The organism is Pseudomonas orientalis (assembly GCF_002934065.1).
GTDB lineage: Bacteria > Pseudomonadota > Gammaproteobacteria > Pseudomonadales > Pseudomonadaceae > Aquipseudomonas > Aquipseudomonas orientalis_A.
Map to the genome: position 1 here is coordinate 1,008,142 of NZ_CP018049.1, position 23,742 is coordinate 1,031,883.

Here is a 23,742-nt window from a genome sequence, read left to right on the forward strand (position 1 = left end):
GGATCGATGTTTACAGCGCGATCCCGGCCTTGACCCGGTATTGATTGCGCACTGGCGTTGCATATTGCGTCACAAGGTAAGGACGATGCTCGGACGGACATTCGTTCAGGCGCCGCTGCCACTCGGCTTTCGCCTTGGCCAGCTCATCGGCCGGGAATACGTCTTCGGCCCTGGGCACATCCAATTGCGGGTCGGCATCGTGCCATTGGGCGTACGCCAGGTAGTGCACCGGGAACAGCCGGTAACCACCGAGAATCTGCCGGTCCATTTCGGCCGCCAGCAGTTTGGTGTCTTCGAAGCGCTCGGTAATCGGCGGCGCGAAATTCACGTGCACTCGCCCCTTGTAGCCGGTGATGCCCAGTGCAATGCTTACGTCATCCTCGCCCGGCGCTTTGCAGTAGGTGCCGGTGGTGGCGCGGATATACAGCTCGCGGGCCTTGGCGGCGTCACACGGATCATACTCATAGCTGATCGACACCGGCGTCAGGTTCAGCGACTGGATGACTTCGGCGAACGGCTCGTCCTTGCGGCTGACGTGGAACATCTTGAGGATCGCCGATTCGGTGCGATCATCCCCGTCCTTGGCCCGGCCTTCGGCCTGGGCGATCCAGATCGACTGGCAGTCGTTGCGGATCGAATGGTTGATGTAGGCCGACAGCAACTGGTAGGCCGCCATCTTTTCCTTTCGCCCGGTGATCGAGCGGTGCACGATGAAGCTCTTGTTCAAGCGCATCAGGTCGCTGACGAAGGGTTTTTGCAGCAGGTTGTCGCCAATGGCGATGCGCGGCGTCGGCAGGCCGGCATGGTAGACGGCATAGTTGACAAAGGCCGGGTCCATCACGATGTCGCGGTGATTGGCCAGGAACAGGTAGGCAGTGCCGGATTTCAGCTGTTCGACGCCGGTATAGGTCACGCCATCAGTCGCGCGATCGATGGTATGGTCGACGTAATACTCGACTTTATCCTGCAGCGTCGCCACGGTGGTGACGCCGGCGAATTCACGGCGCAGCTTGCGTGCGATCATCGGCTTGAGCAGCCAGCCCAGCGCGCCGGCAAAGCGCGGGAAGCGGAAGTGGGTCAGGATGTCCAGAAAGGCCTTGTCACTGAACAGCCGGTCCAGCACTGCCGGGACTTCGCTGTCGTTGTAAGGTCGGATGGTATCGAATTCGCCCATCATGCTCTCTTGTTGGAAACGGCTAGGTAATTAAAGGAAATACCAGGGGCGGCGTGAGTAAACGGGCTCAGCCGGAAATAACCCTGTCAATAGACCGGCGATTATACGCACAAGTCACCTTGGAGACTGCGATGCTGGAACCTGCGCTGTACGATTGTCCTTATTGTGGGGAAGAGGTCGAAGCGACGGTGGATTTGTCCGGTGGTGATCAGGTGTATATAGAGGACTGCCAGGTGTGTTGCCGACCGATCACTTTCGATCTGCAGGTTCATGGGGACGAGTGGATGCTCGAAACCCGCAGCGAGAACGAATAACAACAGGTATTTCCATGCAGCGAATCTACGAACCGGAAAACCTCATGGAAGGCGAGCTGCTGCAACAGATGCTTGCCAGCGAAGGCATCGAGGCGCACCTGGTGGGCCGCCATTTGCTCGGTGGCACCGGCGAACTGCCGATATTCGGCCTGCTCGGGCTGGAAGTCGATAATGACCAGGCTGCCAGTGCCCGCGAGCTGATCACGGCCTATATCGGCGCGCAACCCATACCCGGGGATGAACCCGACAGTTTTCCCGACGTACTGGTCTGTTAGGCTGTCGGTCGGTTTACCCCAAGAGTCGTGTTGCCCAATGTGTGGACGTTATGCCCTGTTTCGCTGGAACCCCGCCTTTGCTGCCTTGCCGGGCTTTCCCGCTGACCAGCAGGCCCAGTGGAATATCTCCCCCAATGATTCGGTACTGATCCAGCGCGCCATCGACGGCCAGCTCAGCCTGGCGCGCGCGCGCTGGGGGCTGACGCCGCCGTGGCTCACCGACCTGTCCCGCACGCCCGCCCATGCCCGCGCCGAAACCCTGGCCGAGCAACCGATGTTTCGCGAAGCATTCCGCCAGCGCCGTTGCCTGCTGCCGGCCAACGGGTTTTACGAATGGCGCGGCACCCAGCGCAAGCGCCCGTACTGGTTGACGCCAGGGGAAGGCTCCACGCTGTTTTTCGCGGCGATCTGGGAAGCGTATCCGGTGCAGGAGCAGGTGTGGTTGAGTACGGCGGTGGTCACTCAAGCGGCGCAGGCCCAGCGCCGACCGTTGATTCTGGATCAAGCCGGGCAGGCGGCCTGGCTGGATCCCGAGACGCCGCTGCATGTGCTGCAAAGTCTGTTGGCCAGTGAGCCCGCCGCGTTGCGCGAGCGGGTGCTGGCCAACATGGTCAACGATCCCAAGCTCAATGGGCCTGAGTGCCTGACCCCGGCCTGACCCTGAACTTACCTGCCGGCACGTGAGCTGGATCCGAAATACAGCAGTTAAACGTCTGATGTATCTGGCGCCGATACAAATGTCCGCCTACGATACGCGCCATGTTTCCAGGGAGCGTGTTCATGAAGAAGTCATTGGCGGTAAGTGGGTTGGTTGCAGCGATGCTGCTGGCAGGGTGTCAGTCGGTCAATACCACCAGCGGCGGCGCGGTTGGAGTTGAGCGCAAGCAGTACATGTTCAGCATGCTGTCGAGCCAGGAAGTCGACCAGATGTATGCCCAGTCCTACCAGCAGACCCTGGGCGAGGCCAGTGGCAAAGGAGTTCTGGATAAGACCAGTGCCAACGCCAAGCGCGTGCAGGCCATCGCCAATCGCCTGATCGCCCAGGCCCCGACCTTCCGCCCGGATGCGGCGCAATGGAAGTGGGAAGTGAACCTGATCAAGAGCGATGAGATGAACGCCAACTGTGGGCCGGGTGGCAAGATCCTGGTGTACAGCGCGTTGATCGACAACCTCAAGCTCACCGATGATGAACTGGCCGCCGTGATGGGCCATGAAATCGCCCATGCCTTGCGTGAACACGGCCGCGAAGCCATGTCCAAGGCCTACGGCATCGAGATGGCCAAGCAGGGCGCCGGTGCAATATTCGGGCTCGGCCAGGACAGCCTGGCGCTGGCCGATACCGTGGCCAACTACGGCATGACCTTGCCCAACAGCCGCAGCAATGAGAACGAAGCCGACCTGATCGGCCTCGAACTGGCCGCCCGCGCCGGTTACAACCCGAACGCGGCCATCACGCTGTGGAACAAGATGGCCAAGGCCTCGGAAGGCGCGCCGCCGGAGTTCATGAGCACTCACCCGGCGTCTGATAGCCGCATTGCCTCGTTGCAGGCGGCGATTCCGAAGGTCATGCCGCTGTACCAACAGGCCAAGAAATCCTAAGGCCTGATCGAGATCAAAATGTGGGAGGGGGCTTGCCCCCGATGGCGGCCTCTCAGCCAAGTATTCATCAGCTGACACACCGCTATCGGGGGCAAGTCGAATCGTCGCACCGCCCCTCCCACATCGGATTGGGTTTACAGCCCTGGTTACTTAGATCCAGCCACTGCTCTGCATGGCCTTGTACACCGCCACAATCGCCAATACAAAAAATGCCGTAGCCGCCAAGCGCCGAATCAAGGTCAGCGGCAGCTTCTCCGCCGCAAAATTCCCCGCCAGCACCACCGGCACGTTGGCAATCAACATGCCCAGCGTGGTCCCGATAATTACCAGCCACAACTCCGGATACTGCGCTGCCAGCATCACCGTGGCGATCTGGGTCTTGTCACCGATTTCCGCGAGGAAGAACGCAATCAGCGTGGTCAGGAACGGCCCGAACTTGCGCGTGGTGCTGGCTTCGTCATCGTCGAGTTTGTCCGGCACCAGTGTCCACAGCGCCGTGGCGCAGAAGCTCGCCGCGAGAATCCAGTGCAGCACCGCGTCGGAGAAGAAACTCCCGAACCAGGCCCCCACCGCACCGGCGGCCGCATGGTTGGCCAGGGTCGCGGCGACGATGCCGGCGATGATGGGCCAGGGCTTGCGAAAGCGAGCGGCAAGAATAAGCGCGAGCAGTTGCGTCTTGTCGCCGATTTCGGCCAAGGCAACGATTGCGGTAGGAACGAGCAGTGAATCCAGCATCAGGTAGGTTTCCAGGGGCGGGCCGACACGGCTATGACACGTACAGCCTTCCCGCCCCGGGTAAGGTGTGCGTGTCATAGGTCTTGTCAGACCCCGGTCCGTCTGTGCGGACTCCTGGGTCGCATACGCCATGGTCTGCTGACCAAGTATGTTGACGTATGCCGGACGAGCATGGCGCTCGTGGGAGACTACTCCCCTAGGACGGAGCGGATTCTGCCTAGGCAAAACCCATTCGGCAAGCCTTCTTTTTCAAACGCCCGTCAGGGACGCTTGGCCCGGTAGATGCGAAAGCCATTGCCCTCGGCCTTGATCGCGCAGATGCCCAGATGCTCTTCGATCAGCGGCTGGTATTTCAGGAAGCTGTTGGCGACCAGGCGCAGTTCTCCGCCTTTTGCCAGATGTTTGCCTGCTTTTCGCAGCAGGTTTTCCGTGGCGAAGTAATCCGTGTGCACCCCGACATGGAACGGCGGATTGCTTAAAATCGCGGTCAACCCCATTGGAGCGGCGTCAATGCCATCGCCGGTCAGTACTTCGGCTTCCAGGTCATTGGCAGCCAGGGTCAGGCGGCTGCTGGCGGCGGCGAAGGCGTCCACATCAAGCAGGGTCACGGTATTGTGCGGGTAGCGACGTTTCACCGCTGCTCCCAATACGCCGGCGCCGCAGCCAAAGTCGAGTAAATGCCCGCTGGGCAGCTTGTCCAGGTGTTCCAGCAACAGTTCGGTGCCCCGGTCCAGGCGACCATGGCTGAACACGCCCGGCAGGCTCACCACCTTGAGCGGCCCGTCGACCAGCGGTACCTCGAAGGTCTGCGCCAGGCTCTCCAGGTCGGGCGCCTGCGGCGCGTTGCCCACCGTGACCTGCCAGAGCTGGCAGTGCCGTGCGTTATCCAGCTTGCGCGGTTTGCCGAAGGCGATCATCTGCTTGGCCGCGCTTTCGATGCCGGCCTTTTTTTCGCCCACCAGGAACAGCTCGGCGCCGGGCAGGCGCGCGGCCACGGCGTTAAGCAGGTAGTCGGTGAGGTCCTTGGACTTGGGCAGGAAAATCACAGCGGCATCAAATGCGCGCTCGGGCACCTTCACGCCGAACTGGCTGCGCTCGGGAAAACGCGCCTCCAACGCCGCCTGATCGCCGGCATGCCAGTTCCAGCCGTGGGCGTTGGGCAGGCGGCCGAGCAAATCGTCGGCAGGCAAACCGACCAGCAGCAGGTTGCCTTGAAAAAGTTCGGCCTGGCGAAGCAGTACTTCACTGCGCGGATCCATGGTCTGCTCCTTGAAAAGGGGCGCAGTTTATCAAGCGACGACGCGCAGCGGGGCACCGTTGAAAAAGCCCAGGGCGTTTTCGCTCAATTGCGCGACGATCCGCTGCCGCGCTTCACGGCTGCCCCAGGCATTATGGGGCGTGACGATCAGCCGAGGGATATCACCGGCCAGCAGCGGGTTGCCGTTTACCGGAGGTTCGACACTCAACACATCGGTGGCCGCACCACCCAGGTGCCCGTTGCGTAATGCATCCGCCAGGGCCTGTTCGTTGATCAAGCCGCCGCGTGCGGTGTTGACGATAAACGCGCCGGGCTTGAGCAGCGCCAGTTCGCGAGCCCCGATAAAATCGCAGGTATGCTCGTTGAGCGGACAATGCAAGGTCAGCGCGTCGACCTGTCTCAGCAGTTCATCCAGCGGCACGCGGTCGGTGCGGGCAGGGCGCCCGGGAATCGCACCCAGTACCACGCGCATGCCGAAGGCTTCGGCCAGGCGCGCCACGGCGCTGCCCAGTTCGCCATGGCCGAGCAGGCCTAACGTCTTGCCCTCCAGCTCGACAATCGGATAGTCCAGCAGGCAGAACTGCCTGGCCTGCTGCCATTTGCCGGCTGCCACATCGCGCTGATAGTCCTTCAGGCGCGTGGCGAGGTTGAGCAGCAGCATGATCGTGTGCTGCGCCACCGACGGCGTGCCGTAATCCTGGCAGTTGCTCACAGTGATGCCCTGGGCGCGGGCGGCTTCAAGGTCGATGTTATTGGTGCCGGTGGCCGACACCAGGATCAGCTTGAGCTCGGGGCAGGCCGCCAGGGTCTCGGCGCCGAGCGGGATTTTATTGCTGATGACAACTTGGGCGCCTTGCACGCGTTCGAGCAGATTCTGCGGCGTGGTCTGCTCAAACAGCTGCAGCTCGCTGAAGCAGTCATGCAACTCGCTGAGGTCGAGGTCGCCGAGGTCCAGGGAGGGGTGATCGAGGAAGACGGCGCGGCGATTGTTCATCATCAACTGTACCTTTTGCGGCGGGGGTCGAAAGCGTAATCTCTTGAGCCTATCAGATGAAATAATCCGTTACTTAATGGAGTGCGTATGTACGTCGCCGAGTTTTTGACCGTAGCCTTGATCCACCTGTTGGCGGTGGCCAGCCCCGGGCCGGACTTCGCCGTGGTGGTGCGTGAAAGCGTGACCCATGGCCGTCGCGCCGGCACCTGGACTGCGCTGGGCGTCGGTTCGGCGATCTTTCTTCACGTCGGCTACTCGCTGCTGGGTATCGGCTTGATCGTGTCCCAGTCCATTGTGCTGTTCAATGCGCTGAAATGGGCGGCGGCGGCGTACCTGCTGTATATCGGCTTCAAGGCGCTGCGTGCGCAACCGGTCAAGCCGCCGGCGCAAGGCGAGCTGCATCGCGAGGCGGGCGAACGCACGCCCCGTGGCGCGTTTACCGCAGGGTTTGTGACCAACGGTTTGAATCCCAAGGCCACGCTGTTTTTCCTGTCGCTGTTCACCGTGGTGATCAACCCGCACACACCGCTGGCGGTGCAGGCCGGTTATGGCGTGTACCTGGCAGTGGTGACAGCGCTGTGGTTTTGTCTGGTGGCCAGGCTGTTCAGCCAGCAGCGCGTGCGCGCCGGGTTTGCGAAGATGGGGCATTGGTTTGATCGGACCATGGGCGCGGTGTTGATTGCGATTGGGGTGAAGTTGGCATTTACCAGCATGAAATAAGCGCCGCTCACTCAAGCCGGCACGGTCAAAATGTGGGAGGGGGCTTGCCCCCGATAGCGGTGTTTCAGCCAAGTATCAATCAGCTGATCCACCGCCATCGGGGGCAAGCCCCCTCCCACATTGGATCTTCATGCGTCCAAGATCATCGCCAAAAGCTAGCATTTGCCGGACCCTGCAAATCATTCCTTTGGCTGATTTAGCTGCAACATAACCTCTCTACAGTGCAGGTCTTCACGCCAAGACCGCGCAGTCATAAAAGGGATTCGTATGTTGCAGACCCGTGTTATCCCACCCGCCGAAGGCGCTTACCAATACCCGCTGTTGATCAAACGCCTGTTGATGTCCGGGGCGCGTTACGAGAAAACCCGGGAAATCATTTACCGCGACAAACTGCGCTACACCTACCCGACGCTGATCGAGCGCGTCGCGCGCCTGGCCAACGTACTGACCGAAGCCGGGGTCAAGGCCGGTGACACGGTGGCGGTGATGGACTGGGACAGCCATCGTTACCTGGAATGCATGTTCGCCATCCCGATGATCGGCGCGGTGATCCATACCATCAACGTGCGCCTGTCGCCGGAACAGATCCTCTACACCATGAACCACGCCGACGACCGCTTTGTGCTGGTCAACAGCGAATTCGTGGGGCTTTACCAGGCGATCGCCGGGCAGCTCACCAGCGTCGACAAGACCTTGCTGATCACTGACGGCGACAGCAAGACGGCCGACCTGCCCAACCTGGTGGGCGAGTACGAAGCCCTGCTGGCCGCCGCGAGCCCGACGTACAATTTCGAGGATTTCGACGAGAACTCCGTGGCCACCACCTTCTACACCACCGGCACCACCGGCAACCCCAAGGGCGTGTATTTCACCCATCGCCAACTGGTGCTGCACACCATCGGCGTGGCGACCATCATGGGCAGTGTCGACAGTGTGCGTTTGCTCGGCACCAACGATGTGTACATGCCCATCACACCGATGTTCCACGTGCACGCCTGGGGCCTGCCTTACGTGGCGACCATGCTCGGTTTGAAGCAGGTCTACCCCGGCCGCTACGACCCCGAATACCTGGTGGAGCTATGGCGCAAGGAAAAGGTCACCTTCTCCCATTGTGTGCCGACCATCCTGCAAATGGTGCTCAATGCCAAGGCCGCCCAGGACGTGGATTTCGGCGGTTGGAAAATCGTCATCGGCGGCAGCGCCCTCAATCGTTCGCTGTACGAAGCCGCCAAGGCCCGCGGCATCCAGTTGACGGCTGCGTACGGCATGTCCGAGACCGGGCCGCTGGTGTCCTGTGCTCATCTTAATGAAGAACTGATGGCCGGCAGCGAAGACGAACGCACCACCTATCGGATCAAGGCCGGTGTACCCGGGCCGCTGGTGGAGGCGGCGATCATGGACACCGACGGCAACTTCCTGCCTGCCGACGGCGAATCCCAGGGCGAGCTGGTACTGCGCGCGCCCTGGCTCACCGAGGGTTATTACAACGAGCCGCAAAAGGGCGCCGAGCTGTGGGCCGGTGGCTGGATGCACACCGGTGATGTCGCCACCCTGGACGCGTTTGGCGTGATCGATATCCGTGACCGCATCAAGGATGTGATCAAGACCGGCGGCGAGTGGATCTCTTCCCTGGCTCTGGAAGACCTGGTCAGCCGCCACCCGGCGGTACGCGAAGTAGCGGTGGTGGGCATTGCCGACCCGCAGTGGGGCGAGCGCCCGTTTGCCCTGTTGGTGTTGCGTGATGGCCATGTGATAGGGGCCCGTGAACTCAAGGAACACCTCAAGCCGTTCGTTGAATTGGGGCACTTGAGCAAGTGGGCGATTCCGAGCCAGATCGCCGTTGTTACTGAAATTCCCAAGACCAGCGTCGGCAAGCTCGACAAAAAACGTATCCGTATCGACATCATCGAATGGCAGGCCAACAACAGCACGTTCCTGTCGACCCTGTGACGCCGCTTGCCGTGCCCGTTCGGGGACGGCAATGCTCTATCTCAGGCCTTTACTTGTGATTTGTGGAATTTCAGCCATCCTTGCCGCGTCGACCTTCGTCGGCGTGGCGAAAGGGTCGGGGCAGACGGGTTGGTGATGCAAATCACACTTTAGAGGGATCAAGCACTACCCCCTGCTGGCTATAGTCCCTTCCAGAGTTTTTCGCGGATGTTGCGCTTCGGGTGAAGGTGGCCCGGTTGTCGCTCGGCATTGGAATCGTTGTATCCCGGCCGTTACATGCATCTTCCGAAAGAGCTCGCTGCCATAACAATAAAATGCACATGGAGTAGCGTCGATGACCTCAGTAAACCAGTTCTGGCGCCGGGCACGTCTGCCCCTGGCCGTCAGTCTCGCTTCTACGCTCGCCGGGCCCGCATTCGGCGTCAGTTTCAACATCGGTGAAATCGAAGGGAGTTTTGACTCATCCCTGTCGGTAGGCGCCAGTTGGAGCACGTCCAAGGCCAATCGCGACCTGATCGGCGCCAACAACGGCGGCAGGGGCCTGTCCCAGACCTCCGACGACGGGCACCTGAACTTCAAGCGTGGAGAAACCTTTTCGAAGATCTTCAAGGGCATCCACGACCTGGAACTGAAGTACGGCGACACCGGTGTGTTTGTGCGTGGCAAGTACTGGTACGACTTTGAACTCAAGGACGAAAGCCGTCCGTTCAAGGACATCAGCGACAACAACCGCAAGGAAGGCGCCAAGTCTTCCGGCGGGCAGATCCTCGATGCGTTCGTCTACCACAACTACTCGATCGCCGATGCGCCGGGTTCCGTGCGGTTCGGCAAGCAGGTGGTGAGCTGGGGCGAAAGTACCTTCATCGGCGGCGGGATCAACTCCATCAACCCGATCGACGTATCAGCGTTTCGTCGTCCGGGGGCCGAGATCAAGGAAGGCCTGATTCCGGTCAACATGTTCTACGTGTCCCAGACCCTCACTGACAACCTGTCGGCCGAGGCGTTTTACCAATTGGAATGGGACCAGACCGTCACCGATAACTGCGGCACCTTCTTCTCGCAGCCGGACGTGATTTCCGACGGCTGCAGCAACAACCTGCGGGTACTGAACAAGCGTTCGACCATCCCTGCCGCAGCACTGCCGACCCTGGGCGCCCTGGGTGTGGACGTCAACAGCGAAGGCGTGCTCGTGCGCCGTGGCCCGGACCGTGATGCCCGCGACAGCGGCCAGTTCGGCGTGGCCATGCACTATAACTTCGAGCCGCTGGACACCGAGTTCGGCGCCTACTTCATGAACTACCACAGCCGTGCGCCGATCTTCAGCGCACAGGGTGCGCCATCGGCGGCCTACACCCGTCCGTTGGGGCCGCTGGGGGCATTGCGTCCGCTGATCGTGGCGGGCAGTTCCAACTACTTCGTCGAGTATCCGGAAGATATCCGCCTCTACGGTCTGAGTTTCTCCACCACCTTGCCCACCGGCACCGCCTGGAGCGGTGAGTTGAGCTACCGGCCGAATGCGCCGGTGCAGTTGAGCACCACCGACATTCTGTTCGCCGGCGTCACGCCGATCCCGGGCTTTGGCAATGCCTCCGTGCTCAAGGGCACGCCGGGCCAGGACCTGCACGGTTACAACCGCAAGGAAGTGACCCAGTTCCAGACCACCTTCACGCACTTCTTCGACCAGGTGATGGGCGCCAGCCGCCTCACCACCGTCGGTGAAATCGGTGTGACCCATGTGGGCGGTCTCGAAAGCAAATCCCAGGCCCGCTATGGCCGCGACCCGGTATTTGGCCCAGGCACCTTGCCAGGTGGGTTCTGCAACGCCCTCAACAACTCCACCGCAACCGGTGCCGGCCTGCCCAACGCAGCCGGCCTGAACACCAACTGCAACAACGATGGCTACACCACCGCAACGTCCTGGGGCTACCGCGCCCGTGCCATCTGGGAGTACCCGGACGTGTTCGCCGGCGTCAACCTCAAGCCCAACGTCGCCTGGTCCCATGACGTCAAAGGTTACTCGCCAGGCCCTGGCGGCAACTTCGAAGAAGGGCGCAAGGCGGTCAGCCTGGGCCTGGATGCCGAATACCAGAACACCTACACCGCGAGCCTGGCCTACACCAACTTCTTTGGTGGCAAGTTCAGCACCGTGGATGACCGTGACTTTGTCGCGTTGAGCTTTGGCGCCAACTTCTAAGCACACTCTTTTCAAGTGGTATGTATTCAGGAAGTCCAGAACATGAAAATAACTAAAAGTCTGTTGCATGTGGGTGTGCTTGGACTGTCGATCCTGGCGAGCAACGTCATGGCGGCAGTGTCGGCGGATGAAGCCGCCAAGCTGGGCACCAGCCTGACCCCGATGGGCGCCGAAATGGCCGGGAACGCGGCCGGTACCATTCCGAAATGGTCACCGATGCCGGTGAACGCAGGGGCGGTGGATGCCAAGGGTTTCCTGGCCAACCCGTACGCCAGCGAACAACCGCAGTTCACCATCACCGCGCAGAACGTCGAGCAATACAAAGACAAACTGGCCCCCGGGCAGTACGCGATGTTCAAGCGTTACCCGGACAGCTTCAAGATGCCGGTGTACCCGAGCCATCGCGGCGCCACGGTGCCGGCTGAGGTATTCGCCTCCATCAAGAAGAACGCCACCACCACCAACCTGGTGTCCGGCGGCAACGGCCTGGAAAACTTCGAGACGGCGGTGCCGTTCCCGATTCCGAAAAGCGGCGTCGAGGTGATCTGGAACCACATCACCCGTTATCGCGGTGGCAGCGTTACCCGCCTGGTGACCCAGGCCACGCCGCAAACCAACGGTTCCTACAGCCTGGTGTACTTCCGCGACCAGTTTGTGTTCCGCGACAAAATGAAGGACTTCGACCCGAAAAACCCAGGCAACGTGCTGTTCTACTTCAAGCAGCAAGTCACCGCACCAGCGCGCCTGGCCGGCGGTGTACTGCTGGTGCACGAGACCCTGGACCAAGTCAAGGAACCGCGTTCGGCGTGGGTCTACAACGCCGGGCAACGCCGCGTGCGTCGGGCGCCGCAAGTTTCCTATGACGGGCCGGGTACGGCCGCCGATGGCCTGCGCACCTCCGACAACCTCGACATGTACAACGGCGCGCCGGACCGCTACGACTGGAAACTGGAAGGCAAGAAGGAAATCTACATCGCCGCCAACAGCTACAAGATCGACGATCCGAAGTTGAAATACGCCGACATCATCAAGGCCGGCCACATCAACCAGGACCTGACGCGCTACGAGCTGCGCCGCGTCTGGCATGTGGTCGCGACCTTGAAGGAAGGCCAGCGCCACATCTATGCCAAACGTGACTTCTACATCGACGAGGACACCTGGCAAGCTGCGGTGATCGACCATTACGACGGCCGTGGCCAACTGTGGCGCGTCGCCGAAGCCCATGCCGAGAACTACTACGACAAGCAAGTGCCGTGGTATGCCCTGGAAACCCTCTACGACCTGCAATCGGGCCGCTACCTGGCCCTGGGCATGAAGAACGAAGAGAAGCAGGCCTATGACTTCGGCTTCACCGCCACCACCAGCGACTTCACCCCGGCAGCCCTGCGCCAGGACGGCGTTCGCTAACCTGCGCTGATCCTCAAATGTGGGAGGGGGCTTGCCCCCGATAGCGGCGCGACAGTCGATGCAGGTATTGACTGACGCACCGCCATCGGGAGCAAGCTCCCTCCCACATTTTGTTTGGGGTGTCTGTGGGGATATTTTTTGTCGCAGTTCTTTTTCAGGCATTTGTTGCAAAGATCTACAATCGCGCCGCTTTTACCGCTAGTCTGCGCACATCTGCAGTGCCGACAACAGCCTTCCACAAGAGCCCGGCGATGACTGATCTGTCCCGAATCCAGGGGCCTGCCGGCGCGGTGATTCCAAGCCTGGAAGGCCGTTTCTACAGGCCGCCGCTGCCTGATGGCTACGTGCCGCGCCCCCGTCTGTGCGAACGCCTGGGCGCCGGTCTGCAAGGGCGACTGTTGCTGGTCAGCGCGCCGGCAGGGTTCGGCAAGAGTTCCCTGGCGGTCGAGTTCTGCCAGAGCCTGCCGGCCCACTGGCAAAACCTGTGGCTGGGCCTGAGCCCCAGGGACAGCGACCCTGGCCGTTTTCTCGAGCGCCTGCTCGAAGGCTTGCGCGCGTATTTCCCGCAACTGGGTGCCCAGTCCCTGGGCCTGCTGAAAATGCGTCAGCGGCACCAACCCTTCGCCTTTGAAGAATGGCTCGATGGCCTGCTCGATGAGCTGGCGGTGCACTTGTCCGTCCAGGCGCCGCTGTTGCTGGTGCTCGATGATTACCATTTGGCCCAGGGCCCGGTGCTGGACCGTTGCCTGCAATTTTTCCTCAATCATTTGCCCGATGGCCTGGTGGTGCTGGTCACCAGCCGCCAGCGTCCGGACTGGCACCTGGCGCGCCTGCGCCTGTCGCGGCACCTGCAGGAATTGCACGAGCAAGACCTGCGCCTGACCCATGACGAATCCCTGGCTGTGCTCCATCGGCACAGCAGTTCACTGCGCGGTGAGGCCCTGGAGAACCTGATCCGTCGCAGTGAGGGGTGGGTCGCCGGCCTGCGCTTCTGGTTGCTGGCGGCCTCCGAAGCCGGCAGCGACGGTGCCTTGCCCCAAGGTCTGAACGGCGGCGAAGGACTGATTCGCGATTATTTGCTGGAGGAAGTCATCGACTGTCTGCCTGCCCAGGTGCAGGCGTTCCTGTATGACACCGCGCCTCAGGAGCGCTTTTGCAGCGAGCTGTGCGACGCGATCCGCGAGGCCCATGACAGCCTGGAAATCCTGCGCTACCTGCAGGCCCATCAAGTGTTCCTGGTGCCGCTGGATGAGCAGGGTCACTGGTACCGTTATCACCATTTGTTTTCCGACCTGCTGCGTGCCCGTCGCGAGAAGAGCAGCACGTTGCCCCTGGCCAGCCTGCACCTGCGGGCTTGTCGCTGGTTCAACGCCCAGGGTTTGATCGATGAGGCGGTGGAGCAGGCGCTGCGGGCCGGTCATCTGGACGTGGCGGCGAACCTGGTACAGAACCTGTCCGAGGAGCAGTTGCTGGCGGAACAGAATGTCGGCATGTTGCTGCGCTGGAAAATGGATTTGCCCGACAGCCTGCTGATCAGCACCCCGCGCTTGATCGTGCTGTACAGCTGGGCGCTGGGGCTGGCGTGCCAGTTGGATGCGGCGCAGGAATTATCCAGCTACCTCAGTCGCTTCCTGCCGGCGCCGTCGGCCACCGCGCAGAAATCCATGCTGGCCCAGTGGCTGGCACTGAGCGGGATCATCGCCCGTGGACGCGGTGATCGCGAGTTGACCCTGCGCTATTGCAACGAGGCGTTGGAGAGCCTGCCGCACAAGCGCTACGGCCAACGCCTGATGTGCCTGTCGACCTTGTCCAACCTGGCGATTGTCGACGCCGATCTGTGGCGTGCCCGTGGCCTGAACCGCGAATCCCTGGAGTTGGCGCAGCGTGTCGGTAACCCGCTGTTCGAAGCCCTGGCCCATTACGACCGGGCCCGGGTGCTGCAGGCGCGCGGTGAGGTCCTGCGTGCCCTGGACGAAGTGCGCCAGGGCCTGCAGCGCCTGCACGGGCTGGCGGCTCAGCGGCTGTATGCCGTACGCGCGCGACTGTCGCTCTATGAAGGTTACTTGTTGCTGTTGCGCTACCAGCCCGAAGCCGGCCTTGCGCGGTTGCGTGCCGGCCTGACTGAAGCGCGGGCCTGTCGGGATATCAGCGTGCTGATCGGGCATTGTGTGATCGCCAGCTTCGAAGGCCGGCGTGGCGATTTTTCCACGGCCTTTGCCGAGCTGGCCGAGGCTGAACGCTTGATGCATATCTGGGACGTGCCGCCGATCTACTACCTGGCGATGATCACCCTGATCAAATGCGAGCTGTGGCTGGCCCAGGGCCGCATTGACCTGGCGGACGCCTGGCTGACCCGGCTGGGCCAGACCTACACCGGTGAGCAGGCTGCCGCCGCACCGGAGTTTCATCCGCACCTGCCGCAACATGTGGCGCTGCAACAGGCCGCGCTGGATGCCATTCGCCACCAACCGGACATGGCGCTGCAACGGCTTGAAGACCTGGCGCAAGAGGCGCTCAACAGCGGCCGTCAGATGATTGCCCTGATGGCCCTGACCCAGCAGGCGCATTTGCTGCTGGCGTGTGGTCAGGACAGCACGGCCGGACCGGTGTTGGCCCGCGCTCTCGAAGCCGGCGCGGGGGGCGCGTTGCAACCGTTCCAGCGGTTGCTGGAGCAGTACCCGGACTGGATGCGCGAGCAGTTGGGCAAGCATTCACATAGTTTGCTGAACCAAGCCTTGCTGGCACTGCTACCGGCAATCGTCGCCGTTGAGAGCGTGCCTCACCATGAAACCCTGAGCGCACGGGAACTGGCAGTGTTGCAACTGATCGCCCAGGGCTGTTCAAACCAGGAGATCAGCAACCAGCTGTTCATTTCCTTGCACACCGTGAAAACCCACGCCAGCCATATCAACAGCAAGCTCGGCGTGGAGCGCCGCACCCAGGCGGTGGCGCGGGCCAAGTCGATGGGCTTGCTGGGCTGATTGCGCCGCTCATTGTGCGCTCGGGCACTGCGTCAGGGACGAACCTGCGGCGCTGTTGATCAGCGCGGCGAAGCGCTTGAGGTTGTTCTGGTGAGCCACCACCACATCATCAATGCTCGGGCCGGCGGGTGACTGCAGGGTTGAGCGGCAGGTCAGCCCGGGGCGATCACCGCCGCCGACCGGCCTGAGGCGCCAACGCGCATCCAGCAGCGCGTATTGCCCAGGCACCGAATCAAAGCGCTGCACCTCGACACGCAACGACACCGCTTGCCGGGCATCGCTGCTGGCCAACTGGTCCACCAGCGCGCTCTTCAGCTCGTAGGCGAGGCTGGCCGCCCACCATTGGGTTTCCAGAATCGCCAGGCCGCTGTCGCCCTCGCGGATCACGATCTGTGCTCGGTCGACCTGAGGCGGCACAGTGATGCTTTCAATGCGTATTCCACCGGCGTCCGCGCGCGTGGCGTTGTTCCAGTGCCCAGGGGTCAAGGTGTGGAATGCAATCGGCTCGCTGCGGCACGCCGCCAGCAGCAAGAGGGCGGTCACCCAGGTGATTTTCAACGGCAACGTCATGGCGGCTCCAATAGTCATTTGCGGGGTGGCCCTTGCAGGTCCAGAGGCGCGGCGTTATCGGCGCGCCCGCGAATCAGTGATTCCGGATGCCGGCCCAGGTAATCCGACAGCTCGCGCAAGGAGCGCGACATGCGCGCCAGTTCATCCAGGGTCTGGGTCAGTTGTTCGCGCTGCGGCGAGTCTTCGGCCAGGGTGGAACTGGCCGACTGCAGGGTCTTGCTCACGTCGCCCAGGGTGGTCTGCACGCCAGGCAGGGTCTTGGCGTTGAATTGGGCCAGCCCCTTGCGCAGCTCGACCAGGCTGGCGTCGAGGTTGCCGGCGATGCGCTCGACAGGCAGTTGGCTGAGTTTGTTGACGATGCCTTCGAATTTCTCCTGCAACTGTTCCAGGTTGCCGGGAAGGGTGGGGATGCCCACGGGACGCTGGTTCGGGTCAAACGCGACTTTCTCGGCCTTGGGGTAGAAGTCCAGAGCAATGTACAGCTGACCGGTCAGCAGGTTGCCGCTGCGGGCCTGGGCGCGCAGGCCGTTTTCGATGAAGCTGCCGATCAGCCGCACGCCGGCGGCCTCATCGTCAGGGTTGTTGTTCATCGCCTTGAGCAGCTTGGTGTGCGCCTGGCCGAGCAGTTGCGGGTAGATCACGATGCCGACGTTGACCGGGAAACTGCGTTTGCGGGCGTCGAAATCCAGGTTGATCGAGACCACCTTGCCGAATTCGACCCCGAGGAACTCGACCGGCGCGCCGACCTTCAGCCCACGCAGGGCCTGATCAAAGCGCAGCACCATGTATTGACCTTTGCCATTGGGCGGGGCAAGGGCGCTTTGCTGGTCTTCGAACAGCTCAAAGTTCTGATTTTCCCCGGCCGGTTTGTCGTTGGGGCTGTAGGGCGGTGCCTGGAAGGAGATACCGCCCATCAACATCGACGACACCGATTCGGTCTTCATCTCGAAGCCATTGGCGCCGACGCTGAGGTCGACCCCGCTGGCGTTCCAGAACCGCGTGTTTTCGGTGACGTACGCATCATTGGGCGCATGCACGAACACTTCGATATTCACGCCCTTGCCCTCGCTGTCCAGTGCGTACGCAACCACCTGGCCGACCGGAATCTTGCGGTAATACACCGGCGAGCCGATATCCAGCGACCCCAGGCCCTGGGTATGCAGGGTGAAGCGCTTGCCGGGCTCGCCGTAGGTGATGGGCGGCGGGTTTTCCAGGCCCTTGAACTGTTTGGCGCGGGTATCGGACTGGCCGATGTCGGCACCGATATAGTCGCCGGACAGCAGCGTATCGATACCGGACACGCCACCGGCGCCGATGCGCGGGCGCACCACCCAGTACTTGGAGTCTTCACGGGTGAAGCTTTCGGCCTGCTTGACCAGTTCGACGGTGGCGTTGACGCTTTTCTGGTCATCGCTCAAGGCGACACCGGTCACCTGGCCAATGACCACATTGCGGTATTTCACTTCGGTCTTGTTGGCGACCAGCCCGCTGCCGGTCTTGAAGTTGAGGGTGATGGTCGGTCCTTCCTGCAGCATGCTGTGAACCACCAGTGAGAGGCCCACCAGTACGGCGACAATCGGCACGATCCATACCAGCGAAACGCTGAAGCGACGTGTCTTGATCGCGGGTTGCCCCGCCGTGTTGTCAGCCTTGGATGAGCTCATCCGAGGTCTCCTCATTGTGTGGATTTTCCCAGATCAGCCGGGGATCGAAACTCATGGCGGCCAGCATCGTGAACACGACCACCAGACCAAAAAACAGGATACCCAGGCGCGGCTCGATGTTGCCCAGGGCCTGGAACTTCACCAGCGCGGCGACGAGTGCGACCACGATCACATCCAGCATCGACCAGTAGCCGATCAGCTCGATGAACCGAAACAGCTTCGAGCGCTCCTTGCGCGCCCACTGGCTATTGCGCTGCACGGTGATCAGCAGCAACCCCAGTGACACGAACTTGATGCCCGGCACGGCAATGCTGGCAATGAAAATGATCAGGGCAATGTCCCAGGCGCCATGCTGCCAGAATTCCAGCACGCCGCTCATGATGGTGCTGTCCGCCCCGGAGCCGAGCATGGTGGTGTTCATCACCGGCAATATGTTCGCCGGCACATAAAAGGCCAGCGCGGTGAGCAGGTAGGCCCAGGTGCGGGTCAAGGATTGGACCTTGCGTCGGTGCAAGGGCGCGCCGCAACGGTCGCACTCGGTGGGCTCAAAGCGCATGTCGCAAGGCTGGCCGCAGGTGTGGCACAGGCACAGGTTGAGCTGGCGGGCGGTGGGCGGTGAATTCATAGGGTGTCCCACAGGTCGCGCACATCGCGCCCGGCGATGCGGATCAGCAAAAGGCTGAGGACGGCCAGCGCGAACAGGCCGATGCCGGGTATCACATCGAGCATGCCGGCCAGCTTGAACACCGCCACCATTGCGCCCAGCAGGCACACCTCCAGCATGCTCCACGGCCTGAGTGCTTCCAGCCAGCGCATGCACAGCTTGAAGGCCGGCGAGCGTCTGCCGGTGAGGGCGAAACTCAATACCCAGGTCAGCAGCAGCAACTGGAACACCGGCGCGATGATGATGGAAATCGCCGCCACCAGGGCGATAAACGTGATCGGCCCCAGACTCAGCGCAACCACCGAATCCCACAGCGTCGCGCTGTTCTTCAAGCCTTGCAGGCTGATGCTCATCACCGGATAGAAATTGGCGAACGCCCACAGCACTGCAGCGGTGACCGTCAACGCGAGGCGCTGTTGCACCGACAGGCCGTTATAACGCTGCAGTACCCCGTCGCAGCGTAGGCACAGGGCTTTTTGATGCCGGGCGAGCGTGACTTTCTGGTACACGCAGTCGCAGTGTTCGCAGATGACCTGTCGGGTTGCCATACGTGTTGCTCCAGATACGCCTGACTGCGGTGTGGTCATTGCCGTGGGCTGAGTTCGGGTAGCTTAGCAGCCCGCAGGCTCGATTATCCTTTTGTGCGCATCTGATGCTGCGGGCGGGCGCTACCCCTCCTACACTTGAATCTCCAGGGCCTGGATGAATCCGCTTTGCGCCACTCTCACGGAATTTTTACCGCTTGTCGTGTTCCAAACCCGGCACAGGTCCGTTGCCCATGTCCTCTGCATCACAGAATGCAAAAGTAGGAGCTTCCTTCATGTTCACTCCGCGTCGTCTGCTTGTTGTTGCTACCGCCGTAGCCCTGTTGTCCGGCTGCGCTTCACCTAATCCTTATGATGGCAGCCAGGGACAGGCCGGCAATGGTTCCGAAAGCGGCATGAGCAAGACCGCCAAGTACGGCGGCCTCGGCGCGCTGGCCGGGGCATTGGCCGGTGCGGCCATCGACCATAACCACCGTGGCAAGGGCGCGCTGATTGGCGCAGTGGTCGCGGGCGCCGGCGCTGCCGGCTATGGCTACTACGCCGACCAGCAAGAGAAAAAACTGCGCGAAAGCATGGCCAATACCGGGGTTGAAGTGCAGCGCCAGGGCGATCAGATCAAGTTGATCATGCCCGGCAATATCACCTTCGCCACCAACTCCGACGCCATCGCCAGCAGCTTCTACCAGCCGCTGAACAACCTGGCCAACTCCCTCAAGCAGTTCAACCAGAACACCATCCAGATCGTTGGCTACACCGACAGCACCGGCAGCCGCCAGTTGAACATGGACCTGTCCCAGCGCCGTGCGCAGAGCGTGGCCAACTACCTGACTTCCCAGGGCGTCAGCGCCGCCAACCTGAGCGCACGCGGTGCCGGCCCGGATAATCCGATTGCCAGTAACGCCGACGTCAATGGTCGTGCCCAGAACCGTCGCGTAGAAGTGAACCTTGGTCCGATCCCGGGCCAGCAGTACGGCCAGCCGGGCGCCCAGCAACAGGCGCCGCAGCAGAACAACCAGTTCCAGGGCAACCCGTACTCGCAATACCAGTAAACAACCGATACAAAAAAGGGCGCCGTGCATTCAATGCACGGCGCCTTTTTTCGTGGCTGACGGTTACATGGATCATTCCCACGCTCCGCGTGGGAACGATCATCAACTAGACACTGGTTACATCAGTCGATGTATTCGAACACCTTCACGATTTTCTGCACACCCGACACGCCCTGTACCAGGTTGGCCGCGCGAGTGGCTTCAGCCTGGGTCAGCAGGCCCATCATGTAGACGATGCCGTTGTCGGTGACGATCTTGATGCGCGAGCCCGGCACGGCGCTGTCGGTAAGCATCTGCGCCTTGATCTTGGTGGTCAGCAACGCATCGTTGCTGATCGCCAGCAGGGTGATCGGGTCCATGACCTGCAGTTCGTTGTGCACCTTCTTGACCCGCTGCACCGTCGAGGCAGCCTGTTCGGCCTGGGCCTTGAGCTCTTCGCGCGGAGTCTGACCGGCCAGCAGCACGACGCCGTTGAAGCTGGTCACGACGATGCGCGATGCGCCATTGCCCAGGTCCGTAGCCGCTTTGGCGACGTTGACCTTGACCTTGGTTTCGATCAGCGAGTCATCGATGGTGCTGCCGAATGTGCGTGTGCCCCGGTCGTCCTGGATGGGGGTGTCCCGTGTTGCGGTGATTGCCGTGCTGCAACCGCTGATGGCGAGGCACAGCGTGATGGCCAAAAGGCTAAGGCGGTTAACGGTCATTCTTCACTCCCGAACAGTTGGCTGTCGATCAGATCGCACAGGCAGTGGATCGCCAGCAGGTGGACTTCTTGAATGCGTGCAGTGACATTGGCCGGGACGCGAATCTCCACGTCCTCAGGCAGCAGCAATGAGGCCATGCCGCCGCCGTCGCGTCCGGTCAAGGCTACGACAATCATTTCACGATCATGTGCGGCCTGGATCGCTTGAATGATGTTCGCCGAGTTGCCACTGGTGGAAATCGCCAGCAGCACATCGCCCGGCTGGCCGAGGGCACGGATCTGTTTGGAGAAGATTTCGTTGTAGCTGTAGTCGTTGGCGATCGAAGTGATCGTCGACGTGTCGGTGGTCAGGGCGATTGCCGGCAGGCTCGGGCGCTCGCGCTCGAAGCGGTTGAGCAGCTCGGAGGAAAAATGCTGGGCGTCTCCGGCCGAGCCGCCGTTACCGCACGAAAGCATTTTGCCTTCGTTGAGCAAGGCATTGACCATGACCTGACTGGCTTGCTCGATGTGCGGTGCAAGTACGTCCATCGCCTGTTGCTTAGTGTCGATGCTGGCCTGGAAAAGCTGGCGAATTCGGGATTGCATGTCCATCTGTGTGACCTTAATTAGCGCGGCTGTTTGACACGGAAATGTGCAGCCCGCAAAGCAAAGAGCAAAAGTGTGTGGTGAAGGTGCCGGGTGAATCAGCTGTCGAAGGCATCTTTGAGCCAGTTCAGATCAGCAGGACCCGACGGTGTGCTTTCTATGGCAACCACATCGAAACGGCAGGGGGAGTTGGCCCAGCGATGCTCTTTGAGCAGGAAAAACTGCGCGGCGAGTATCAGCTTCTGACGCTTGCGCCCATCGATACTGGCGAGCGCGCCACCCCATTGTGCGTGTTTTCTGTAGCGGACTTCGACGAATACTACTGTATCGCCGTCAAGCATGACCAGATCAAGCTCACCGCGTTTACATAACCAGTTCTGCGCCAGAAGGCGCAGACCCTGTTGTTGCAGGTAGCTCAACGCTTGAAGTTCGGCATCCTTGCCGCTTTGTGCGCTGGACCGCTGGGGCATCAGCGCGGGGTGTCCGGAAGGCGCTGGATCTCGCCGCCGACAAACTTGGCCCATGGCATCTGGCGATCAACGCGCTGATTGGCACTGATGCCCAGGTTACCGGAGAGGCCGTCGACACGGGTGTCCGGCAGCGCCTTGAGCTGGCCCAGGCGTGGCGCCAGGCGATAGGCATCGACGCCCATCGCGTAGAGGCGGCCCAGGCTGCCGTTGGCTTGCGGCCATTGTGCGGCAACCTGGTTGCGCAGCGGGTCGGTGGTGTTGAGCAACCAGGGGGTTTCGCAGAACATCACGTTGGTCATGTCCAGGTACTGGTTGCGGTCGCCGCTGGCGCTGAATACGTGGGAAGTCGCATAGACCGGTACATCACCGGCGTATTGGAAGTTCAGGGTCGGCTTGATCTGCTGGGCCAGTTGCGGGGTGACGGCCAGGAAGATGAACTCGATGTCCTGGCGACGCGACGGCTGGGCGGCAACGTCGGTACCGACGGTGCTTTGCAGGCTCTTGGCGCGACCTTCGCTTTTGCGCAACTGGAACAGGTCGGCAATCTGCTGGGCCAGTGCCACCGGCTGATCGACATACTCGACGCCCATGACGGTGCCGCCATTGGCTTCCCAATCCTGACGGAACGCTTTGTAGACACGCTCGCCCCATTCGCCACGGGGCACCATGGCGGCGGCGCGATGCAGGCCGTCGGCACGGGCGCGGCGTGACACTTCGCGGGCTTCGTCTTCAGCGGCCAGGCCGAACTGGAACAGTTGCGCCGGGCCTTGATCGGTTTCGCTGTAGTTCAGCGCCAGGGTGGTGATCGGCAACTGCGGGCGAGCACTGAGCTGTTTGACCAGCGGTTTTTCCAGCGGACCGACTACCAGTTGCACGCCGGCGGCCTGGGCCTTGGCGTAGAAGTCGTCGATGGAAGTCAGGCGCGAGCTGTCGTAAAACTCGATCACGGGCGGCTTCTGCCCGGCCTGTTCGGCCTGGTAGTGAGCGGCCATGAAGCCTTCACGCAGCGCCTTGCCGACTGACGCCAGGGCGCCTTCCTGCGGCAGCAACAGGGCGATCTTGTTAAGCGGCTGGCTGGCCAGTTCCTTGAGTTTGGTCAGCGGCGTCGGCAATTGCACCGCCGCCGGATGGCCCGGGTTGCGCGCACGCCAGGTGTCGATGGCGGTTTGCTGTTGTTCCAGTGTGCCGGCGCCCTTGACCGCCTGGGCCAGGGTGATCCAGCCGTCCAGCGTCGGGTTGCCGGTCGCTTGCAACTGCTCGGACGGCAGTGCGGCAATCAGCGCCCAGATCGCTTCGTGGTTGTTGTTGGCAGCATCGCCGCTGAGCAGAGGCGCCATGGCGACACGCTCGCGCGCCGCAGCCAGGGTCTGGCCGTCGGCTTCATAGGCGCGGGCATGCACGGTGCCGGTGCGGACCTGCTGATCGGCCGGCAGCTCCTTCAGGCTTTGCAGGCTGGGATGGTCCAGCGCCGTCAAGGCAGCCTTGGGCTGGTTGCGGGTCATCGCCAGTTCCGCTGCCAGGGTGCTGGCAAATATCTGCCCGGCTGGCTTCAGCACATTCAGGGGCACCTGGGCCAGGATCTGCGAGGAACGACCAGCATTGTTCTGCCGGTAGGCCAGGTCAGCCGCACTCAGGCGCAGCAATGCGGCCTTTTCCGGCGTGCTGGCGGCGGTGGCCTGTTCAAGCAATTGCTCGATACTGGCATCCGGGGTGCGTGGGAGGTCGCCAAGACTCGACGAGGGCGAGCTGGCGCAAGCGGCCAGCAAGGCAGCGAGGCAGAGGGCGGAGAGCAGCCGCAGGCAAGCGATCATGTAAGTGTTCCTGATACCGATCAAATTAGCGTGGAAGTGTACCCAAGCACTGGCCCAGGCGCGATGTTCGTGGCGTGAAA

The 23,742-nt window shown here is 61.8% G+C and carries 22 protein-coding genes and 1 riboswitch; of the genes, 10 read left to right on the plus strand and 12 right to left on the minus strand.

The window, feature by feature from the left end:
* Window positions 1-10: 10 nt before the first annotated feature.
* Complete coding sequence (locus BOP93_RS04515) at window positions 11-1,174, minus strand: 1-acyl-sn-glycerol-3-phosphate acyltransferase (RefSeq protein WP_162303206.1); 1,164 nt, start codon at window positions 1,172-1,174, stop codon at window positions 11-13.
* Between the two features lie 131 nt (window positions 1,175-1,305).
* On the opposite strand from BOP93_RS04515, the gene BOP93_RS04520 reads away from it, so the two are divergent.
* The 4 genes from BOP93_RS04520 (at window position 1,306) to BOP93_RS04535 (ending at window position 3,362) form a co-directional block, all read left to right on the plus strand.
* Window positions 1,306-1,488, plus strand: coding sequence for a CPXCG motif-containing cysteine-rich protein (locus BOP93_RS04520; RefSeq protein WP_104501694.1), 183 nt, complete (start codon window positions 1,306-1,308; stop codon window positions 1,486-1,488).
* Window positions 1,489-1,502: 14 nt separating this feature from the next.
* The gene (locus BOP93_RS04525; RefSeq protein ID WP_104501695.1) at window positions 1,503-1,763 is read left to right on the plus strand and encodes a putative signal transducing protein; all 261 of its coding nucleotides are present in this window, start codon (window positions 1,503-1,505) and stop codon (window positions 1,761-1,763) included.
* Between the two features lie 37 nt (window positions 1,764-1,800).
* Complete coding sequence (locus BOP93_RS04530) at window positions 1,801-2,421, plus strand: SOS response-associated peptidase (RefSeq protein WP_104501696.1); 621 nt, start codon at window positions 1,801-1,803, stop codon at window positions 2,419-2,421.
* Window positions 2,422-2,543: 122 nt separating this feature from the next.
* Window positions 2,544-3,362 (plus strand): M48 family metallopeptidase, encoded by an 819-nt coding sequence (locus tag BOP93_RS04535; protein ID WP_057724598.1) that lies wholly within the window; start codon window positions 2,544-2,546, stop codon window positions 3,360-3,362.
* 150 nt (window positions 3,363-3,512) lie between these two features.
* On the opposite strand, the gene BOP93_RS04540 is transcribed toward BOP93_RS04535, so the two are convergent.
* The 3 genes from BOP93_RS04540 to BOP93_RS04550 form a co-directional block, all read right to left on the minus strand.
* The gene (locus BOP93_RS04540; RefSeq protein WP_005784895.1) at window positions 3,513-4,097 is read right to left on the minus strand and encodes a TMEM165/GDT1 family protein; all 585 of its coding nucleotides are present in this window, start codon (window positions 4,095-4,097) and stop codon (window positions 3,513-3,515) included.
* Between the two features lie 88 nt (window positions 4,098-4,185).
* Window positions 4,186-4,307: riboswitch (yybP-ykoY riboswitch) on the minus strand.
* Window positions 4,308-4,357: 50 nt separating this feature from the next.
* On the minus strand, window positions 4,358-5,356 hold the full coding sequence (locus BOP93_RS04545; RefSeq protein ID WP_104501697.1) for a class I SAM-dependent methyltransferase: 999 nt from the start codon (window positions 5,354-5,356) through the stop codon (window positions 4,358-4,360).
* Window positions 5,357-5,386: 30 nt separating this feature from the next.
* Window positions 5,387-6,352, minus strand: coding sequence for a 2-hydroxyacid dehydrogenase (locus tag BOP93_RS04550; protein WP_104501698.1), 966 nt, complete (start codon window positions 6,350-6,352; stop codon window positions 5,387-5,389).
* Window positions 6,353-6,436: 84 nt separating this feature from the next.
* Between BOP93_RS04550 and BOP93_RS04555 the strand changes: the two genes are divergently transcribed.
* The 5 genes from BOP93_RS04555 (at window position 6,437) to BOP93_RS04575 (ending at window position 15,601) form a co-directional block, all read left to right on the plus strand.
* Window positions 6,437-7,069: a LysE family translocator gene (locus tag BOP93_RS04555; protein ID WP_104501699.1), complete on the plus strand. Its 633-nt coding sequence runs from the start codon at window positions 6,437-6,439 to the stop codon at window positions 7,067-7,069.
* 267 nt (window positions 7,070-7,336) lie between these two features.
* On the plus strand, window positions 7,337-9,019 hold the full coding sequence (locus BOP93_RS04560; RefSeq protein WP_104501700.1) for a fatty acid--CoA ligase: 1,683 nt from the start codon (window positions 7,337-7,339) through the stop codon (window positions 9,017-9,019).
* A gap of 334 nt (window positions 9,020-9,353) precedes the next feature.
* The gene (locus tag BOP93_RS04565; RefSeq protein ID WP_104501701.1) at window positions 9,354-11,213 is read left to right on the plus strand and encodes a DUF1302 domain-containing protein; all 1,860 of its coding nucleotides are present in this window, start codon (window positions 9,354-9,356) and stop codon (window positions 11,211-11,213) included.
* A gap of 42 nt (window positions 11,214-11,255) precedes the next feature.
* The gene (locus BOP93_RS04570) at window positions 11,256-12,620 is read left to right on the plus strand and encodes a DUF1329 domain-containing protein (RefSeq protein ID WP_104501702.1); all 1,365 of its coding nucleotides are present in this window, start codon (window positions 11,256-11,258) and stop codon (window positions 12,618-12,620) included.
* A 251-nt stretch (window positions 12,621-12,871) separates the two neighbouring features.
* Window positions 12,872-15,601, plus strand: coding sequence for a LuxR C-terminal-related transcriptional regulator (locus BOP93_RS04575; RefSeq protein ID WP_104501703.1), 2,730 nt, complete (start codon window positions 12,872-12,874; stop codon window positions 15,599-15,601).
* A 9-nt stretch (window positions 15,602-15,610) separates the two neighbouring features.
* Here the strand turns inward: BOP93_RS04575 and BOP93_RS04580 are convergent, their stop codons facing one another.
* Genes BOP93_RS04580 through BOP93_RS04595 form a run of 4 tightly spaced genes read right to left on the minus strand, consistent with a single transcriptional unit; the run spans window position 15,611 to window position 19,047 of the window.
* On the minus strand, window positions 15,611-16,189 hold the full coding sequence (locus BOP93_RS04580) for a PqiC family protein (protein ID WP_237140396.1): 579 nt from the start codon (window positions 16,187-16,189) through the stop codon (window positions 15,611-15,613).
* The gene (locus BOP93_RS04585; protein ID WP_104501705.1) at window positions 16,186-17,835 is read right to left on the minus strand and encodes an intermembrane transport protein PqiB; all 1,650 of its coding nucleotides are present in this window, start codon (window positions 17,833-17,835) and stop codon (window positions 16,186-16,188) included. The genes BOP93_RS04580 and BOP93_RS04585 overlap by 4 nt, the downstream gene beginning before the upstream one ends.
* Window positions 17,816-18,460, minus strand: a complete 645-nt coding sequence (locus tag BOP93_RS04590; protein ID WP_104501706.1) for a paraquat-inducible protein A — start codon at window positions 18,458-18,460, stop codon at window positions 17,816-17,818. Before BOP93_RS04590 ends, BOP93_RS04585 begins: the two co-directional genes overlap by 20 nt.
* On the minus strand, window positions 18,457-19,047 hold the full coding sequence (locus tag BOP93_RS04595; protein ID WP_104501707.1) for a paraquat-inducible protein A: 591 nt from the start codon (window positions 19,045-19,047) through the stop codon (window positions 18,457-18,459). Before BOP93_RS04595 ends, BOP93_RS04590 begins: the two co-directional genes overlap by 4 nt.
* 272 nt (window positions 19,048-19,319) lie before the next feature.
* Between BOP93_RS04595 and BOP93_RS04600 the strand changes: the two genes are divergently transcribed.
* Window positions 19,320-20,093, plus strand: coding sequence for an OmpA family protein (locus tag BOP93_RS04600; protein ID WP_065933758.1), 774 nt, complete (start codon window positions 19,320-19,322; stop codon window positions 20,091-20,093).
* A 122-nt stretch (window positions 20,094-20,215) separates the two neighbouring features.
* Here BOP93_RS04600 and BOP93_RS04605 read toward each other — a convergent pair whose 3' ends face one another.
* From BOP93_RS04605 to BOP93_RS04620, 4 genes are all read right to left on the minus strand, one after another.
* A complete protein-coding gene (locus tag BOP93_RS04605; protein ID WP_065885819.1) occupies window positions 20,216-20,797 on the minus strand; it encodes a BON domain-containing protein in 582 nt (193 codons plus the stop codon).
* Window positions 20,794-21,387: a phosphoheptose isomerase gene (locus BOP93_RS04610; protein ID WP_003216190.1), complete on the minus strand. Its 594-nt coding sequence runs from the start codon at window positions 21,385-21,387 to the stop codon at window positions 20,794-20,796. The genes BOP93_RS04605 and BOP93_RS04610 overlap by 4 nt, the downstream gene beginning before the upstream one ends.
* A gap of 92 nt (window positions 21,388-21,479) precedes the next feature.
* Entirely contained in the window at window positions 21,480-21,851 is a 372-nt protein-coding gene (locus BOP93_RS04615; RefSeq protein WP_104501708.1) for a YraN family protein, read from the minus strand.
* The gene (locus tag BOP93_RS04620) at window positions 21,851-23,662 is read right to left on the minus strand and encodes a penicillin-binding protein activator (protein ID WP_104501709.1); all 1,812 of its coding nucleotides are present in this window, start codon (window positions 23,660-23,662) and stop codon (window positions 21,851-21,853) included. The genes BOP93_RS04615 and BOP93_RS04620 overlap by 1 nt, the downstream gene beginning before the upstream one ends.
* Window positions 23,663-23,742: the final 80 nt, after the last annotated feature.